Here is a 16,422-nt window from a genome sequence, read left to right on the forward strand (position 1 = left end):
GGGAAGCATGCCTGTTAGCCGCTATTCTGGAACGCAGACGTGTGAGTCGTTAATTTGCGGGACAACCGAATGACGCAGCAGTTCGACCTCTTTGTTTCGGACGAGGCAACTTCCAAAAAGGCGGGCGGTGGACCGGCGGTCAAGCGGGCATCGCTGACCGAGGACGATATGGTCCGTCACCTTCAGGCGACGGGTCGCTATCGCCTGTTGCAGCGGCTTGTGCCGCGCGCTGTGGTGCCTGTTGCGCGTCCCGGCTTCCCCCTGCATGGCGTCATTCTCGATACCGAAACCACAGGGCTCAACCATCGCAAGGATGAGATCATCGAGATCGGCCTGATCGCCTTTACCTTCGATGAGAAGGGAAACCTGGGAGACGTGACTGGCGTTTTCGGCGGCTTGCGCCAGCCGTCCAATCCGATCCCTGCGGAAATCACTCGTCTTACCGGCATCACCAACGAGATGGTCGCGGGAAAGACGATCGACCTCGACGAAGTGCGGGCGCTGATGGAAAAGGCCGACCTTGTCATCGCCCACAATGCCGGCTTCGACCGTCCCTTCTGCGAGGCCTTCTCGCCCGTTTTTGCAGGAAAGGCATGGGCCTGTTCCGTCTCCGAGATCGATTGGTCTTCCCGCGGCTTCGAAGGCACCAAGCTCGGTTACCTGATCGGGCTAGCCGGTTACTTCCACGACGGCCACCGGGCGGTCGACGACTGTTTCGCTTTGCTCGAAGTCCTTGCCAAGGATGGCGGCTCCGGCAGCACGCCCTTTGCCGAACTCTACGAGGCGAGCCAGCGATCACGCGTCCGCATTTTTGCGGAAAACAGCCCCTTCGACATGAAGGATCATCTGAAAGCTCGCGGCTACCGCTGGTCTGACGGAAGTGACGGCCGTCCGAAATCCTGGTGGGTCGAAGTCGCCGAAACCGCACTTGAAGACGAACTCGGCTACCTCCGCTCGGAGATCTATCGCTGGAAGGAAGCCGATCCGCCGATCAAGCGCTTGACCGCTTTCGACCGCTTTCGGGCCTGACACGCGAACGAGCCGCTGCGGCCGACAGGGCAAGCCCTTCGGTGACGCGGGCGTCGCTCGATTAAAACATCCTTTTCCCGCCGATCTTTGCATGACGCGGCCCACCGATCGTAGCGCAGGCGCCAGGCTGAGGCTGTCCTGCGCCGGACGCGGGCTGACGGCCCGCTACGCCCCGATTTGCCTGTCTTTCCACATCTGGCAAACAACGCCCGGTTTACCGTTAACCGCTGAATTCACGCACAAAAAGCGTGGACGCCCGACCGAATCCGACTATACGTGCGCAGACTTGACTTTGAAATTCAAGTTTTATGCTGTTGTTATAGTTGATGTTTCAATGTCGGTGTTCGCAATCTCGTCCAGTTTTGAGAGTGCTCCCAAGCGTGGGATGACCCGCGATCGCCGACACTTTGTCTGGCAGCCAGTCTGCATGGGCGCAACCGAACGCGCCGTGACCGAAGGGCCGGTTACGCACCCGCTTTGCCGAAGCGAGCTGCTGCGCACGAGACCCGTCTGTCGGTCGAAATAGCCGCAACTGAACGTAATGTCCGGGGCTCGCCCTGCACCGTTGTTCAACGGGCAAGGCGCGTGCGTCGCGTTCTGAGCGGCTGGGTTCGGCCGGCGACAGTGGCGGATACGGAATTCACCTTAATCGAAGTTACAGGGGTAAGAGAATGGCAAGGGGCAGGTTCAATTCGGTTTCGCGTCGGCGAGCCAAAGTCGTGCTGGCGGGCGTGTCGCTGCTGGCAATGTCCGCCGTGGCGGCGTCGGCCCAGGAGGCACGCAAGACCAACCGGGTCGAAAGCCTGGCCCAGGCTGAACGCAGTTCGGGCGGCGCGACGCAGCTGGCCCCCATCGTGGCCGTCGGGCAAGCGGGCGGTCAGCCGCCTGAGACCGGCACCATCGGCCAGCCGTCAGCTCCCTATGCGGGCGGTCAGATGGCGACCGGTGCGCGGCTTGGCGCGCTCGGCAACCGTCCTGTCAAGGAAACCCCGTTCAGCGTCACCAGCTACACGGATAAGCTGATCCGCGATCAGCAGGCGCGAACGGTCGCCGATGTCACCCTCAACGATCCCTCGGTACGCATGGATGCGCCGGCGTTCAGCGAGCGTGATTCGTTCTTCATTCGCGGCTTCTCGGTCACCAATCTGGATACGGCCTATGACGGCCTCTTCTACATCACCAACCCGCGCCGCAGCCCCCTTGAGGGTATCGAGCGCGTCGAGGTCCTGAAAGGCCCGAGCGCGCTGGTCAACGGCGGCGTCGGCCGCGTCGGTGGGACTATCAATCTGGTGCCCAAGCGCGCCACCGACGAGCCGCTGACGCGACTGACGACCACCTATATGTCGGACTCGCAATTGTGGTCGCACCTCGATGTCGGTCGCCGTTTCGGGCCCGAGGGCGAATGGGGCGTCCGTTTCAACGGTTCCTATCGTGGCGGCGACACGGCGCTTGACCACAACGAAAACGAGATCGGCGTGCTGTCGCTCGGGCTCGACTATCGCGGCGATCGGGTGCGTGCCTCGCTCGACCTCAATCATTCCAAGCAGAACATCAATGCGCCGGCCTCGCTGTTCAACGCGGCAGCGCCGGGCATCAAGATCCCGGAAGCGCCGGACGGCCGGATCAACACGTCCAACCCGTTCGAATACCATGACAGTGAACACAATATGGTCGCTGGCCGCGTCGAGTTCGACGTGCTGGAGAACACCACTGTTTACGCCGCCGGCGGCATCAGCCGCTACCGCGAGGACTTCCTGAGCACGTCCTACACCATTCAAAATCCCAATGGCGATGCGCTGGCCGAGTTCGGCTACAATCCGCAGGAGATCCAGGGGGTCTCGGGTGAGGTTGGTCTCCGCTCGGAGTTCGATACCGGACCCGTCGGTCACCAGCTCAGCGTCTCTGTGAGCCGAGCGCTCAACGAGAACAACCGCGGCTACTTCCATCCGGGCAGGCTCGGCTTCAGAAGCTACATGACCAACATCTACAATCCGATCTATGTGCCGAGCGATTGGGTCAATACGGGCGGGCTTCCGCGCTCGAACGACCTGCATGCGTTTTCGGACCTGCTCGCGACCAGCGTCGCGATCTCCGATACGCTTTCCTTTGCCGAAGACCGTTTCCAGCTGACGGTCGGCGGGCGCTATCAGGAAATGCGTGTACGAGGGTACAATACGCGTCCCGGCGCCGTGCCGCTCGGTCAACAGACCTACTATTACGAGGAAGGCCGGTTCAGCCCTGCCGTCGCGGCACTCGTAAACGTCACCGACAGCTTCTCTGTCTACGGCAACTACGTGGAAGCTCTGACCGAAGGGCCGTCAGCGCCGTCCAACGCTCTGAACAGCGACCAGATTTTCCCTCCTGTTGTCAGCAAGCAGAAGGAAATCGGCTTCAAATACGACCTCGGCGAAGTAATGCTCGGCGCAGCGCTGTTCGAGATCAGGCAGCCAAACGGTTTGACAACCGGCGGCGTCTTCGCCGTCGACGGCCTGCAGGTGAACCGTGGCATCGAGCTTTCAGCCTATGGCGAACCGGTTGACGGCGTTCGCTTGCTTGGTGGCATCACCTTCATGGACGCCAAGCTCGATAAGGCAGAGAACTCGAGAACAGGAGAGCGGTTCGATGGCAACCGTGTGCCCGGCGTCCCGACGACCGCGATCAGCCTCTATGGTGAATACGACACACCCTGGGTCGAGGACCTGACGCTCACCGGTCGCCTCGTTTATACCGGCAGCACCTACTACGACCAGAGGAACACGCAGAAGGTCTCGGACTGGACGCGGGTCGATCTCGGTGCGCGTTACTCCTTCGAGCGTGAAAATGCTAAGCCGGTGGAAATCCGGGCGACCGTCCAGAACGTGTTCGACGAGAACTACTGGGCCTCGTCCGCCCGTGGCTTCCTTGCCGCCGGCGCGCCGCGCACCTTCATGGTGTCGACTGCGTTTGAATTCTGAGCCAGAGGAGCTTCAGTCACAAAAAGAAACGGCCGGCATTCTGCCGGCCGTTTCTCGTTTCGGGGGGCGTGCCGATCAGGCTTCCGGCGAATAACCGAAGACGACGGCCGGGTTTTCCGCGGTCTCGACCCAGACGCTCTTCGTCTGTGTATAGGCCATCAGTGCATCACGGCCGGAGGAGCGGCCATAGCCGGAGCGGCCGAAGCCGCCGAAGGGCGACATGACACTGATCGTCTTGTAGCCGTTGATCCAGAAGGTCCCGGCCCGCACCCTTGAAGCGACCCGGTGTGCGCGGCCGACATCACGGGTCCAAACGGCGCCTGCCAGGCCGTACGGGTTGTCGTTGGCGAGGGTGACCGCCTCGTCCTCGTCATCGAAGACGGTGACGCCGACGACCGGGCCGAAGACCTCTTCGCGGGCGATCGTCATGTCCGGCTTGACGTTGTCGAGAATGGTCGGCGCGAAATAGAAGCCGCCGGAGGCTTGAAGAGAAGCCGGCTTGGCGCCGCCGGTTGCAAGCGTTGCACCTTCGGCAACGCCCTGGCGCACCATTTCCTCGATCTTCGCCCATTGTCGTGCATTGTTGATCGGGCCGATCTGCGTGCTGTCGAGATAGGGATCGCCGACGGGGATGCGCGCGGCAGCCTCGGCATAACGCTCGACGAACTGCTGGTGCACCGAGCGATGGACGAGCAGGCGTGAGCCGGCAACGCAGCTCTGGCCGGCGCCAGAGAAGATCGCCGATTGGGCGCCGACGATGGCGCGGTCGATATCGGCATCGGCAAAGACGATGTTGCCGGACTTGCCGCCGAGTTCGAGGATACAGGGCACGACGTTCTTCGCAGCCGCTGCCGCAATGGCCGAACCGGCAAGCGCCGAGCCGACGAAGACGACGAGTGCCGTTTTCGGATGGGCGACCATCGCCTGGCCCGCCGTTACGCCCTGGCCGGCGATGACGTTGACGAGGCCACGGGGCGCGCCGCCCGCCTCGCAGAGCGCACCGAGCACGAGCGTGCTGAGCGGCGTCAGTTCCGACGGCTTGATGACGACGCCGTTGCCGGCGCAGATCGCAGGCGCAATCTGCCATCCGCCGGTAAAGAGCGGCGCGTTCCAAGGGGTGATCTGGGCGACGACGCCAACCGGCTCGTTGCGGGTATAGTTCAGATGCGAGGTCGGGACCGGGATGACCTCGCCGTGCAGCTTGTCGCACCAGCCGGCATAATATTCGAACATCTCGGCGACCCGGACAGCCTCGCCACGGATGTCGCGGATCGGCCGGCCGGCCGAGCGGCTTTCGAGCTCGGCAATCTCGCCGGCGCGCTCGCGGATCTTGCGGGCGATCTCGTTCATCACCCGGCCGCGCGCCGAAGCGGTCATCGAGATCCATTCGCGCTGGGCGCGCGCTGCCGCCTGCATGGCGGCGTCGACGATATCAGCGCCGGCGTCCTTGAAGGTGGCGAAGACTTCGCCGGTCGCCGGATCGGTGAGCGCCTGCTCGTCGCCGGAACCGGGCACCAGCGTGCCGTCGACATAGCTGCCGATCTCGGTGCCGGGAATGATGCCGTGGAACAGCGCCCGGATGCGCTCGGCCTTGGCGGGCATGGTCATGTCGTTCATCGTCGTTCCCTTCAAGTCTCAGTTGTCGTTGGCCACCGGGCGGAAGGCGCCCATGCGGGTGAAGTCCTCGGCGTTTTCGAGCGGGCTCTCGGCCCAGAGCTTGGCGACCGCGCCCGAGAGCGGCAGATCGGCGCCGGTGCGGGCCGCAAGCTCGCTGGCAAGCCGCACGTCCTTGCGCATCAGGCCCATGGTGAAGCCGCTGTCGAAGCGGCCGTTCATCACCCAGGTCGGGAAATGCACCTCGCTGATCATCGATTTGCCGGAGGCGGCGTTGAGCACCTTCAGCGCCTCGTCCGCATCGAGCCCGGCGGCAAGCGCCAGCTTCAGCCCTTCGCCCGTCGTCACCATATGGGCGGCGGCGAGCAGGTTGTTGACGAGCTTGGCGACGTTGCCGGCGCCGCTCGGGCCGACATGGAGGGCCTTGGCCGACATCGCGTCGATGACCGGGCCGGCAAGGGCGACGTCCTGATCGCTGCCGCCGATCATCATCGTCAGCTTGCCGCTTGCGGCACCTGCCGGACCGCCGGAGACCGGCGCGTCGATGAAGCCGTGGCCGAGGCCGGCAAGGGCTGCTGCGAGATCGCGCGAGACATCCGGCTCGGAGGTCGAGGTGTCGATGATGACGACGCGGCGGCCGGCCGCCTTCAGCGCTTCTAGATTGGCCTCGACGACGGCTGCCACGTCCTTGGCGGTTGGCAGCGAGAAGACGATGAAGTTGGTGTCGAAGAAGACGTCAGTCAGAGCCTCGACCGGGGTCACCCCGCCTTCGGCGGCAAGCGTGCGCCGGGCCCCGGAGAGGTCGAAGCCCTTGACGACAAACCCTTTGCCGGCGAGCGTCGTCGCCATGCCGAGACCCATGGCGCCCAAACCCACCACGCCCACTGTCGTTCGTTCCGCCGTCATGATCCGCTTACCCTCGTATGATCAGAATGATCCGGCGAAGGTGGCATGCGGGCTGGCGAGCGGGTAGACGGCGCGCCTGGTACAATGCGTTGCTGGCGTGGCAACGTCTGCTCGACCGTCGGTGATGGGACAGACGAGCGTTAGCGGCGCGCGGTTTTCATGGAGCCGAGGACGGTCTTCTAAGTCTGGAAGGACTGCATTTCGCGCGCGAGGTGCTGGCCGAGTTTTTCGACCGACAGCGGCAGGCGGCGGTGCGCCCGCACCATCAGATGCGCGCTCGCCTCGCTCAGCAGCGGATCGGCGAGGTCGATCGCCTGCATGGACCCGCGCGTAATTTCCACGGTTACGGACGTGCGCGGCAGGAAGGTGACGCCAAGGCTTGCTGCAACGAAGCGGCGGAGCACCTCGATCGAATGGGTTTCGAGCAACGGCGCCAGCGCCAGCCCCGCATCCGCCGCCACCCGCGCCACCAGTTGTGTCACGCCATTGCCCTTGCCGAGCAGCGCGCACGGGAAGGCGAGGCAATCGGCAAGTTTCAGGTCGCTGCGCTCGGACAGGGGATGGCCTGCCGGCACGATGACGCAGAGCGGCTGGCGCGCAATCGCCAGCGCCCGGATGCGCGGTTCGGTCAGGGGATTGTAGGCGATGCCGATGTCGGCGTCGCTGTTGGCGATGGCGTCGACGACGTCTTCGGTGCTGCCGAGTTCGACGATGTAGCGCACATAGGAATGTGCCTTTGAGAACGACGATAACCCGTGCTCCACCAGGTCGGCCATGAAACCTTCGCCGCAGCGAATGCGGATGCGGGTCTGCTGCACGCCGCGGATCTGGTCGAGCTGCTCGGCAAGCAGCCCGTTGTCCTCGAGCACGCGTTTGCCGTGTTCGAGCACCAGTTCACCGGCGTCGGTCAGGACCGTGCCGCGGGCGGTGCGCTCGAAGAGGGACAGGCCGATGTCGCGTTCAGTATCGGCGATCTGGCGGCTGACGACCGATGGCGCCAGCCCCATATGCTCCGCAGCGCCCCGGATCGAACCGATGCGCGCAACCGCCATAAAGATCCTGAGCGCTTTCGCGTCGAGGACGTCCATGGTGGTCATGGATGCGACGGAATCCCCTTGGGGTCAACGACCAAGCGAGGTCGCGATCAGGCGTGTCCAGAGGTTTACGCCCTGGCCGATGATCGCATCGTTGAAATCGTAGTGCGGCGAGTGCAGGCCGGGGTTAACGCCCTCGCGTCTTGCGCCGAGCCAGAGATAGCAGCCGGGACGTTCGTCGAGCATGAAGGCGAAGTCCTCGGCCGCCATGCTTGGTGGCGCGTCGATGACCGTCAAGGCCGGGTCTGCCGCGGCGACCGAGCGTGCGAGCGCGGCGGCTGCGGGATCGTTGATCGTCGCCGGATAGCGGCGCTGATAATCGAGCTCGGCCGTGCAGCCGAGCCCTTCGGCAAGGGCCGAAACGAGCGAGCGCATCCGGTTTTCGAGCGTGTCACCGACCGCCTTGTCGAACCAGCGCGTGGTGCCGCGGATCACGGCTTTTTCCGGGATCACGTTCCAGGCGTCGCCGCCGTGGATCTGTGTGACGGAGACGACGGCCGCTTCGAGTGGCGAGACGTTACGGCTGGCAATCGTCTGCAAGGCCGTGACGATCTGGGCGCTAGCGACGAGCGGGTCAGCACCCTCATGCGGCATCGCCCCATGGGCGCCGCGACCGGTGATGGTGATTTCGAAGACCCCGAAGGCGGCCATCATCGCGTCGTCGCGGGCCACCACCGAGCCGACGTCGAGCGCCGGCCAGTTGTGCAGCGCATAGACGGCATCGGCCGGGAAATCACGGAAGAGGCCATCGGCGACCATGACGCGGGCACCGCCCTCGGCCTCTTCGGCCGGCTGGAAGATGAAATGCACGGTGCCGTCGAAGTCCATCTCGCTCGCCTGCCGGGCGGCGGCCAGCAGCATGGCGACGTGGCCGTCGTGGCCGCAGGCGTGCATCTTGCCCGTCGTCTTCGAGGCGTAGGCAGCGCCGCTCGTCTCGATGATCGGCAGCGCGTCCATGTCGGCGCGAATGGCGATCGATCGGTTCGATGTGCCACGCCTGAGCGTGCCGACAAGCCCGGTGCCGCCATAACCGTCCTTCACGGCAATGCCCCATTCGGCAAGCCGGCCGGCGATGAAGGCCGCGGTCTGGCGTTCCTCGAAGGCAAGCTCGGGATGGGCATGCAGGTGATGACGCCAGCGGATCGTTTCCTCGATGCGCTCGGGGCTGATGTCGTGGCGTGTCATGGCGTGCTTCCTGTCGTTTGAGGGGATGGCCGGCCGCAGAGCGGCCGACCTGTTTCTCTTACACAATTCCGGACGGAAAACCGCTTCCTGGAATTGCGTGCCGCGTTACTGGCCGAGACGCAGGAAGAGATCGGCGACGACGACCGAGCCCATATAGGTGCCGACCATCACGCAGATCGCGACGATGACGATCTTCCAGCCCGAGCGGCGGGCGATCGCGAACTCGTTCGCCGTCAAGGCAAGGCCGCCATAGGCAAGCGCCGGGGTCGCCAATGCGAGGAAGTTGAGGTGCTCGACCTGTTCGCTGACCCAGGCTGCACCCGGAACGCCCGGGATGGTGATGAGGATCGCGATCAGCGAAACCCAGGCGACGCTTGGCAGGTAGAAGGGCACGAAGCGGGCGAGCGCCAGGCCGACGATACAGGCGGCATATAGCGTCGCCATGCCCGGCAATGCGGTGAGCGGCGACGTTCCGGTGCCGACCCAGTTGGCGACAAGGCCGATCGCACAGGCGATGATCAGCAGGCCGGCATGGCCGATCACGTCGAGCTTGCGTTCGTCCTCGGGGTTCAGCGGGAGATCGTCGGCGTAGTTGGCGGAGGTGTTCTGGTTGGTCATGGTTCTTTTTCCCGGTCAGGCTGCGGTGCGACGCTCGGATGGGCGCGCCTTGTTGTAGAGCCACTCCGTCAACGGCAGCGCCACGAACATGCCGACATAGAGGCCGGTGGCATAGGTCAGGATGTTGCTGGCGGCGGCGAGCGCGAGAATGATGTCCTTCTGGTCCGGCACCGCCGCGACAAGACCGCCGGTGCAGGCCGCCAGCATCGAGCCGGAGCCGACGCCGCAGGACATGGCGAGCGCACGCACGTCGAAGATGCCGAGGCCGTGAACGATCGGCGGCATGATGGCGAAGACGAAGGTGCCGATCAGCGTGCCGGTCGCATAAACGCCCATGGCGCCGGCACCTTCCGGCGAGTTGAGGCCATATTTGTCGGCGATCAGCGCGATGTTCGGCTCGCGGTCGATCGAATAGGTGGCGCCGACGGCTTCACGACCCATCTTTAGAAGGAACACTGCGACCGGGAAGGCGACGATGATCGTGCCGAGATTGCCGAGCTCCTGCAGAACCAGCGCCGGGCCGGCCTCGATGATCTGCGAAATCTGCGGGCCGACCGTCGTTCCGAACTTGGCGATGAACGGCATGATGGCAACGGTGATCATCGCGCCGGAAAGCTTGACCGCATCGCGCGACAAGAACTTGCCGGTCGCCTTGAAAATGGCCGGATTGAAGGCGATGCCAAGCGCGAAGGCGTAAAGGATCGGCAGGAAGATGACGGTGCCGATACCGATCGGCAGACGCTGAATGCCGATCAGCTCGGAGGCGATGACGATCGCCAGCACAAAGATATGCAGATAGAGCGCGCCCGAGGCGGCTCCGGTTTTCCCGGTCATGATGTTCTCCTCTGGTTGGGAGCCAGTTGTTGTTCTTTGCCCAGCGTTCAGAGTAGGCGGTGAGGGCAAATTGCGGCTAGCCGGCCGGCAAGCAACGAAGTGTTGCGATTTGAGCAACGGGCGGGCCGCTGTTCGGGCGGCCATTGGGATCAATCCCGCAGCGCCTTCATGTCATGGCGTCATTCCTGCAGTTCATTCCAGTTGGCGCAACGACGAATCGTCACCGCCTCTGCCCTTGCTGTCGCACAGCGGGGAGGGGGAACCAAGCACTATTGGCTTCTCTCGGTGAGACACTTTCCGAAGTCTATTCTGCCCGCGCCCGACGCTTTCCGTTATCTCCTTGATCCTCCCGGCGGCGGAAAACGAAACCGCACAAAATTCCCTGAAAATGCCCATTGAAATCGATTACATTTTCTGGCTTCATGGTTTTCGCAAGATTTGGGAGGATCTGATGAAGAAATTTATCGCCGCAGCGCTTGGCGCTGTCGCAACCATTGCCATTTCCGCTTCTTTCGCCAATGCCGAGACCTTCAAGATCGGCCTGTCCAACGGCTGGGTCGGCAGCGAATGGCGCACGCAGATGATCGACGAGGCCAAGGAGGCCGCGGCGAAGTGGAAAGAGAAGGGCGTCGACGTCGAAGTCTCCGTCCAGAGCGCCAATGTCGACGTGCCCGGGCAGATCGCGCATGTGCGCAACTTCATCGCCGAGGGCGTGAATGCCATCATCATCAACCCCAACAGCCCGACGGCCTTCGATCCGATCTTCGCCCAGGCGAAGGAAGCCGGCATCCTGGTGATCGCGACGGACGCCGAGGTTTCCTCGCCGGATGCGACCTATGTCGGCATCGACCAGACGGCCTGGGGCGCTGCCGGCGCCAAGTGGCTGGCTGACACGCTCGGCGGCAAGGGCAAGGTGGTCGCCATCAACGGCGTCGCCGGCCATCCGGCCAATGAAATGCGCGTCGCCGGCTACAAGAGTGTCTTCAAGGATTATCCGGACCTGCAGGTGGTCAACGAGGTCAACGCCAATTGGGATCAGGCCCAGGGCCAGCAGGCGATGCAGAACATCCTTGCAACCTATCCTGATATCAACGGCGTCGTTGTTCAGGACGGCATGGCGGCCGGCGCCTGGAAGTCGATCATGGATGCGGGCAAGACCAGCCAGATCGCCGCAACCGGCGAAATCCGCAAGGACTTCATCGACCTCTGGGTCAAGGACAAGCTGAATTCCGGCGCGACCGTCAACCCGCCGGGCGTCATGGCAAGCGCGCTCAACGTTGCGGTGCTGATGCTGCAGGGCAAGGAACTGAAGGAGCCGGCAACGGCTGGCCAGTACAAGAACGCCATGTATCTGCCGATCCCGTTCATCGACAGCAAGAACCTTGGCGACGCCGCCAAGCAACTCGACGGCAAGCCGGGCTATTACTCCTACACCAACGCGCTTTCGATCGACGACGCCACGGCGTTGTTCAAGTAAGTTCGGGTTTCGCCGGGCGGCTCTTGTCTTGAGCCGCCCGGCGACCGATGCCGCCGATGGCCACCGACCAAGGCCGATCGGGCGTGAAAGATTGCTGCAGTGGAGCCGGTGCCGAGCGCGAGCATCCCTGAAGATGCGGCAAGCAACCAAATGGACGACAGCCGATGTCGAAACTGAGACTGAACGGCGTGAGCAAGGCTTACGGCGCAACGCTGGCGCTACGCCGCGGCGACCTTGAGATCGCTGCCGGCGAAGTGCATGTGCTGATGGGCTCCAACGGCTCCGGCAAGAGCACGCTGTGCAAGATCATCGCCGGCAGCGTGCGGCCGGATGGCGGCCAGATCCTGATCAACGACAAGCGCGTGACGATCTCCGGGCCGCAAGCCGCACGCGCCGCCGGCATCGGCATTTTCTACCAGGAACTCAGCCTCGCCAGCCACCGGTCGGTCGAGGAAAACATCTGCCTTTCCGCCCTGCCGGTGAAGGCCGGCCTCTTCATCGACCGGGCGGCAATGAAGGCGCGCGCGGCGCGCTACATCGCCTTGTTCTCGGAGGTCTCCGGCGAAGGTTTCCACGCGGAGGCCCTGGTCGGCAACCTTCGGGCGGACCAGCGGCAACTGGTGGAGATCATGAAGGCGCTCGCCAGCGAAGCGCCGATCCTGATCTTCGACGAGCCGACCTCCGCACTTGACCGCGCCCAGGTCGATCGCTTCTTCGAGATCCTGCGCGATCTCAAAGGCCAGGGTCGCGGCATCATCTTCATCTCGCACCGCATGGACGAAATCACCGCGATCGGCGATCGCGTGACGATCATCCGCGACGGCGAGACCATCGAGACGTTGAAACTCTCCGAGACCGACCCGGCAACGGTCATCCGGCTGATGGTCGGCGGCGCCAGCGACATGCCGGCTGCAAGGTCATCGGCACCAGCGGTGGTGGAAACTGGCGCGCAGACGGCGATCTCCGTACGTAGCCTCTCGGGCAAGGGCTTTCGCGATGTCAGCTTCGAGGTGGCAAAGGGCGAGATCCTCGGGCTCGGCGGGCTGCACGGGCAGGGGCAATCGGCGCTGCTGCGGGCCATCTTCGGCGCAAGCACCGTTTCATCCGGCGAGGTGACGATCGGCGGCGAACGCTATGATGCCAAAAGCCCGCGCGACGCCATTCGCCGTGGCTGCGCCTATGTCTCCGGCGACCGCGGTCGCGACGGCGTCATCAGCGGCCGTCCGATCATAGAGAACGTCACGCCGATCCATTATCTTCGCGACCGGCTGATGCTCGCGCGGCCCTCGAGCCTCAAAAACAAGGCGATGCCGGCGCTCGAAGCGATGCACACCAAGTTTGCGAGCCTCTTCCATCCGATCAATTCGCTTTCCGGCGGCAACCAGCAGAAAGTGATCATCGCCCGATGGCTGATCGATCGGCCCGACGTGCTGCTGCTCGACGACCCGACCAAGGGCATCGACCTCCAGGCCAAGGCCGATCTCTTTGCGCTCATTCGCCAGCTTGCGGCCGAAGGCCTCGGCATCCTGCTCTATTCGTCCGAGGACGCCGAGCTGCTCGGCAACGCCAACCGTATCCTCGTCTTCAACGGCGGCTCGGTGACACGCGAGCTGATCGGTGACGATCGCACCCGCTACAATCTCTACCAGGCTGCATACGAGGCCGCATGATGACATCGACCGCGACAGACATTTCCTCTCCAAGGAGCGGTGGGCTGCGCTCCTGGCTCGAGCGCTACCCCTTCCTGCCGGCACTGGTCATCCTCATCGTGCTGCTGGCGCTGAACGGCCTCTTTTCACCCAACAGCCTGAGCTACCGCTCGCTGACGGGTCTGCTCAGCACCTATATGGCGCTGATCATGCTGGCGATCGCGCAGACATATGTCGTCTCCGCCGGCGATATCGATCTTTCCGCCGGCGCGACGCTGTCGCTGGTCAATGTCGCGATCGTCGTCCTGATGGAGCGCTGGGGCGGCGGCGCCGGTGCCGTGCTGCTCGCACTTGCGCTCGGCGTCCTCATCGGACTTGCCTGCGGGCTGGTCAACGGACTGGTCGTCGCAGCACTTCGGCTGCAGGCGATCGTCGCCACCTTTGCGACCAGCATCTTCTTCACCGGGCTGGCGCTCTATGTCATGCCCGTTGCCGGTACGCCGGCGCCGGCACTGTTCTGGCGCACCTATGGCGGCCGCCTCTTGGGCCTGCCCTTCGTCTTCTACGTGCTCGCGGCGCTGGCTGTCCTGCTTTACTTCCTGTCGCGCACGCGCATCGTCACCGAACTGCTGGCCGTCGGTGACGACCAGCAGGCCGCCTATCAGACCGGGCTTCCGGTCGTCGCCGTCCGCATCAAGGGCTACCTTCTGTGCGGGCTGTTCTCGGCGCTTGCCGCTTTCTGCCTCACGGGTGATACAGCGAGCGGCGATCCGCTGGTCGGCGGCAAGATGACGCTCTACAGCGTCGCCGCCGTCGTGCTTGGCGGCAGTGCGCTTGCCGGCGGCTGGACGACGGTGGTCGGCTCTCTGCTCGGCGCCCTGACGATCGGCCTCGTCAATTCCCTGGTCTTCTTCATGGGCACGCCGTCGGAATGGCAGAACTTCGTCCAGGGCCTCGCCATTCTGATCGTCTTGATGGCCGGCGTGCTCGCCGGTCGGAGGGCACGCGCATGAGCTGGATTACGTCGTTCTTCAAACAGCCGCTGGTCGTGGCGCTCATCCTCATCGTCGCGCTGCTCTATCTTGGCCAAAGCCTGTCGCCGGGGTTTGCCTCGGCCGATCAGATCCTGCGGCTCTTGATCGTCGCCTCGCTGCTCGGCATCGTCGCCGCCGGCCAGAACGTCGTCATTCTCGGCGGCCGCGAGGGCATTGACCTCTCCGTGGGTGGCGTCGTGTCGCTCTCGGCGATCATCGCCGGCAATGTCATGAACGGTGCCGATGGCGGCATCCTGCCGGCGGTGCTCGCCTGCCTGGCGGCTGGCGCCTTCTTCGGCCTTTTGAACGGCCTCGGCGTCACGCTTCTGCGCATCCCGCCGCTGGTGATGACACTCGGCATGCTGGGCGTGCTGCAGGGCCTGCTGGTGGTCATCCGCCAGGGCATTCCCTCGGGTCGCGCCGCGCCCGGCCTCTCCGCCTTCGTGACCCAGCCGCTGGCGCTCGGCATTCCCGGCATCATCTGGCTCTGGATCGTGATCGGCCTGTTCATGGCCTTCATGCTGAACCGCACCGTCTTCGGTCATCGGATCTACGCGATCGGCTCCAACGAGCACGCGGCCTATATGGCCGGCGTGCCGGTTCGGCTCATGCGCATCGGTCTCTTCATGATCTCGGGCATGTTCGCCGCGATCGCCGGGCTCTGCCTGCTCGGTTATTCCGGATCGTCCTTCGCCAATGTCGGCGAGCAATACATGCTGTCGTCGATCATCGCGGTCGTCTTTGGCGGCACGTCGCTTGCCGGCGGCAAGGGCGGTTACACCGGGACCATGGCCGGCGCGCTGCTGCTTGTCATCCTCCAGGGCATCCTGACGACGGTGAACATCGACGAGTCCGGCCGTCAGATGGTGTTCGGCGCGACGCTGCTGCTGCTCATGCTGTCCTACGGCCGCGGGAGGGCGATGCGCGCATGAGCGAGCGGCCGAAGATCAAAGATATCGCAGAACGCGCCGGTGTCTCGGTTGCGACCGTTTCGCGGGCACTGAGCGGCTCGTCGCTGGTGACGGACGAGACACGCCAGCGCATCAACGCGCTGGCGCGTGAGCTCAACTACCGCCCGAATGTCAGCGCCCGCAACTTGCGAACGCGCCGGTCGATGTCGGTACTGCTTGTCGTGCGCGACGTCGGCAACCCCTTCTACCTCGAGATCCTGAAGGGCGTGGAGGCGACGGCGCGCGAGGCCGGTTACGCCGTCCTCATGGGCAACACCGAGAACGACCCGGACCGCGAGGTCGAGTATTTCAACATGCTGCGCGACGGCCATGCCGACGGCATGATCCTGATGACCGGCAAGCTGCCGCCGCCTGAGCCGGGCGAAAGCGCCGATCTCTCGCATCTGCCTGTCGTTATCGCGCTCGAAATGATCGAGGGGTCCGGCTTCCCGCATGTGCAGATCGACAACGTCGCCGCCGCTGAGGCTGCGGTCGACCATCTGATCGCGCTCGGCCATCGCCGCATCGCCCATATCGCTGGTCCCCTGCCGGAGGTCATGGCGCTCCACCGCCGCGACGGCTATAGGGCCGCCATGAAAGCGGCCGGCCTTGCGATCCCCGAGGGGTACGAGGTGCGCGGCGACTACCTGCTCGAAAGCGGCGAGGCCTGTGCCTCGGACCTTTTCGCCCTGCCGGAGCCGCCGACCGCGATTTTCGCCGCCAACGACGAGATGGCCTACGGCGCAATCCATGCGCTACGGCGGCTTGGCCGCGACGTGCCCGGCGACGTCTCGGTCGTCGGCTTCGACGATCTCTATCTCAGCAAGGCCTTCTATCCGCCGCTGACGACCGTCAGCCAGCCGCGCGCCGACATCGGTCGCACGGCGATGTCGCAGCTTCTCAACGTCCTCTCGGATGGTGACGTCGCCGCAGAGCCGGCCATCGTCCTGCCGACCACGCTCAACATCCGTGGCAGCACCGCGCCGCCACGTAAATAGCCGGAGGTGGGACGCGGAAAGCCGCGTGCGGTTTTCCGCCCGCACCCCGCCGTTACCAAAATCGATAAATGGGAGAAGAG

13 protein-coding genes are annotated in these 16,422 nt (G+C 64.3%); 7 read left to right on the plus strand and 6 right to left on the minus strand.

Annotation, left to right across the window (positions count from 1 at the left end; translation table 11 throughout):
* The first annotated feature begins 69 nt into the window (after positions 1-69).
* A complete protein-coding gene (locus IB279_RS16080) occupies positions 70-1,029 on the plus strand; it encodes a 3'-5' exonuclease (protein ID WP_192339346.1) in 960 nt (319 codons plus the stop codon).
* Positions 1,030-1,700: 671 nt separating this feature from the next.
* Entirely contained in the window at positions 1,701-3,983 is a 2,283-nt protein-coding gene (locus IB279_RS16085) for a TonB-dependent siderophore receptor (protein WP_371814115.1), read from the plus strand.
* Positions 3,984-4,058: 75 nt separating this feature from the next.
* Here the strand turns inward: IB279_RS16085 and IB279_RS16090 are convergent, their stop codons facing one another.
* From IB279_RS16090 to IB279_RS16115, 6 genes are all read right to left on the minus strand, one after another.
* Entirely contained in the window at positions 4,059-5,600 is a 1,542-nt protein-coding gene (locus IB279_RS16090) for an aldehyde dehydrogenase family protein (RefSeq protein ID WP_060530414.1), read from the minus strand.
* Positions 5,601-5,618: 18 nt separating this feature from the next.
* Entirely contained in the window at positions 5,619-6,503 is an 885-nt protein-coding gene (locus IB279_RS16095) for an NAD(P)-dependent oxidoreductase (protein ID WP_113504691.1), read from the minus strand.
* Between the two features lie 179 nt (positions 6,504-6,682).
* Positions 6,683-7,600 (minus strand): LysR family transcriptional regulator, encoded by a 918-nt coding sequence (locus IB279_RS16100; protein ID WP_244495306.1) that lies wholly within the window; start codon positions 7,598-7,600, stop codon positions 6,683-6,685.
* 24 nt (positions 7,601-7,624) lie between these two features.
* On the minus strand, positions 7,625-8,782 hold the full coding sequence (locus tag IB279_RS16105) for a M20 aminoacylase family protein (protein WP_060530416.1): 1,158 nt from the start codon (positions 8,780-8,782) through the stop codon (positions 7,625-7,627).
* Between the two features lie 105 nt (positions 8,783-8,887).
* The gene (locus IB279_RS16110) at positions 8,888-9,400 is read right to left on the minus strand and encodes a hypothetical protein (RefSeq protein WP_034805654.1); all 513 of its coding nucleotides are present in this window, start codon (positions 9,398-9,400) and stop codon (positions 8,888-8,890) included.
* 15 nt (positions 9,401-9,415) lie between these two features.
* On the minus strand, positions 9,416-10,234 hold the full coding sequence (locus IB279_RS16115) for a DUF3100 domain-containing protein (RefSeq protein ID WP_034805657.1): 819 nt from the start codon (positions 10,232-10,234) through the stop codon (positions 9,416-9,418).
* A 451-nt stretch (positions 10,235-10,685) separates the two neighbouring features.
* On the opposite strand from IB279_RS16115, the gene IB279_RS16120 reads away from it, so the two are divergent.
* The 5 genes from IB279_RS16120 to IB279_RS16140 all read left to right on the plus strand — a co-directional run bounded on the left by IB279_RS16120 (position 10,686) and on the right by IB279_RS16140 (position 16,342).
* Entirely contained in the window at positions 10,686-11,711 is a 1,026-nt protein-coding gene (locus IB279_RS16120) for an ABC transporter substrate-binding protein (protein ID WP_034805952.1), read from the plus strand.
* 164 nt (positions 11,712-11,875) lie between these two features.
* The gene (locus tag IB279_RS16125; RefSeq protein ID WP_034805659.1) at positions 11,876-13,381 is read left to right on the plus strand and encodes a sugar ABC transporter ATP-binding protein; all 1,506 of its coding nucleotides are present in this window, start codon (positions 11,876-11,878) and stop codon (positions 13,379-13,381) included.
* Entirely contained in the window at positions 13,381-14,373 is a 993-nt protein-coding gene (locus IB279_RS16130; RefSeq protein ID WP_034805955.1) for an ABC transporter permease, read from the plus strand. The genes IB279_RS16125 and IB279_RS16130 overlap by 1 nt, the downstream gene beginning before the upstream one ends.
* Positions 14,370-15,326 (plus strand): ABC transporter permease, encoded by a 957-nt coding sequence (locus IB279_RS16135; RefSeq protein ID WP_192339347.1) that lies wholly within the window; start codon positions 14,370-14,372, stop codon positions 15,324-15,326. The genes IB279_RS16130 and IB279_RS16135 overlap by 4 nt, the downstream gene beginning before the upstream one ends.
* Entirely contained in the window at positions 15,323-16,342 is a 1,020-nt protein-coding gene (locus tag IB279_RS16140; protein ID WP_113504689.1) for a LacI family DNA-binding transcriptional regulator, read from the plus strand. The genes IB279_RS16135 and IB279_RS16140 overlap by 4 nt, the downstream gene beginning before the upstream one ends.
* Positions 16,343-16,422 lie beyond the last annotated feature (80 nt).

Source organism: Ensifer sp. ENS06 (genome assembly GCF_014852205.1).
Classification (GTDB): Bacteria; Pseudomonadota; Alphaproteobacteria; order Rhizobiales; family Rhizobiaceae; genus Ensifer; species Ensifer adhaerens.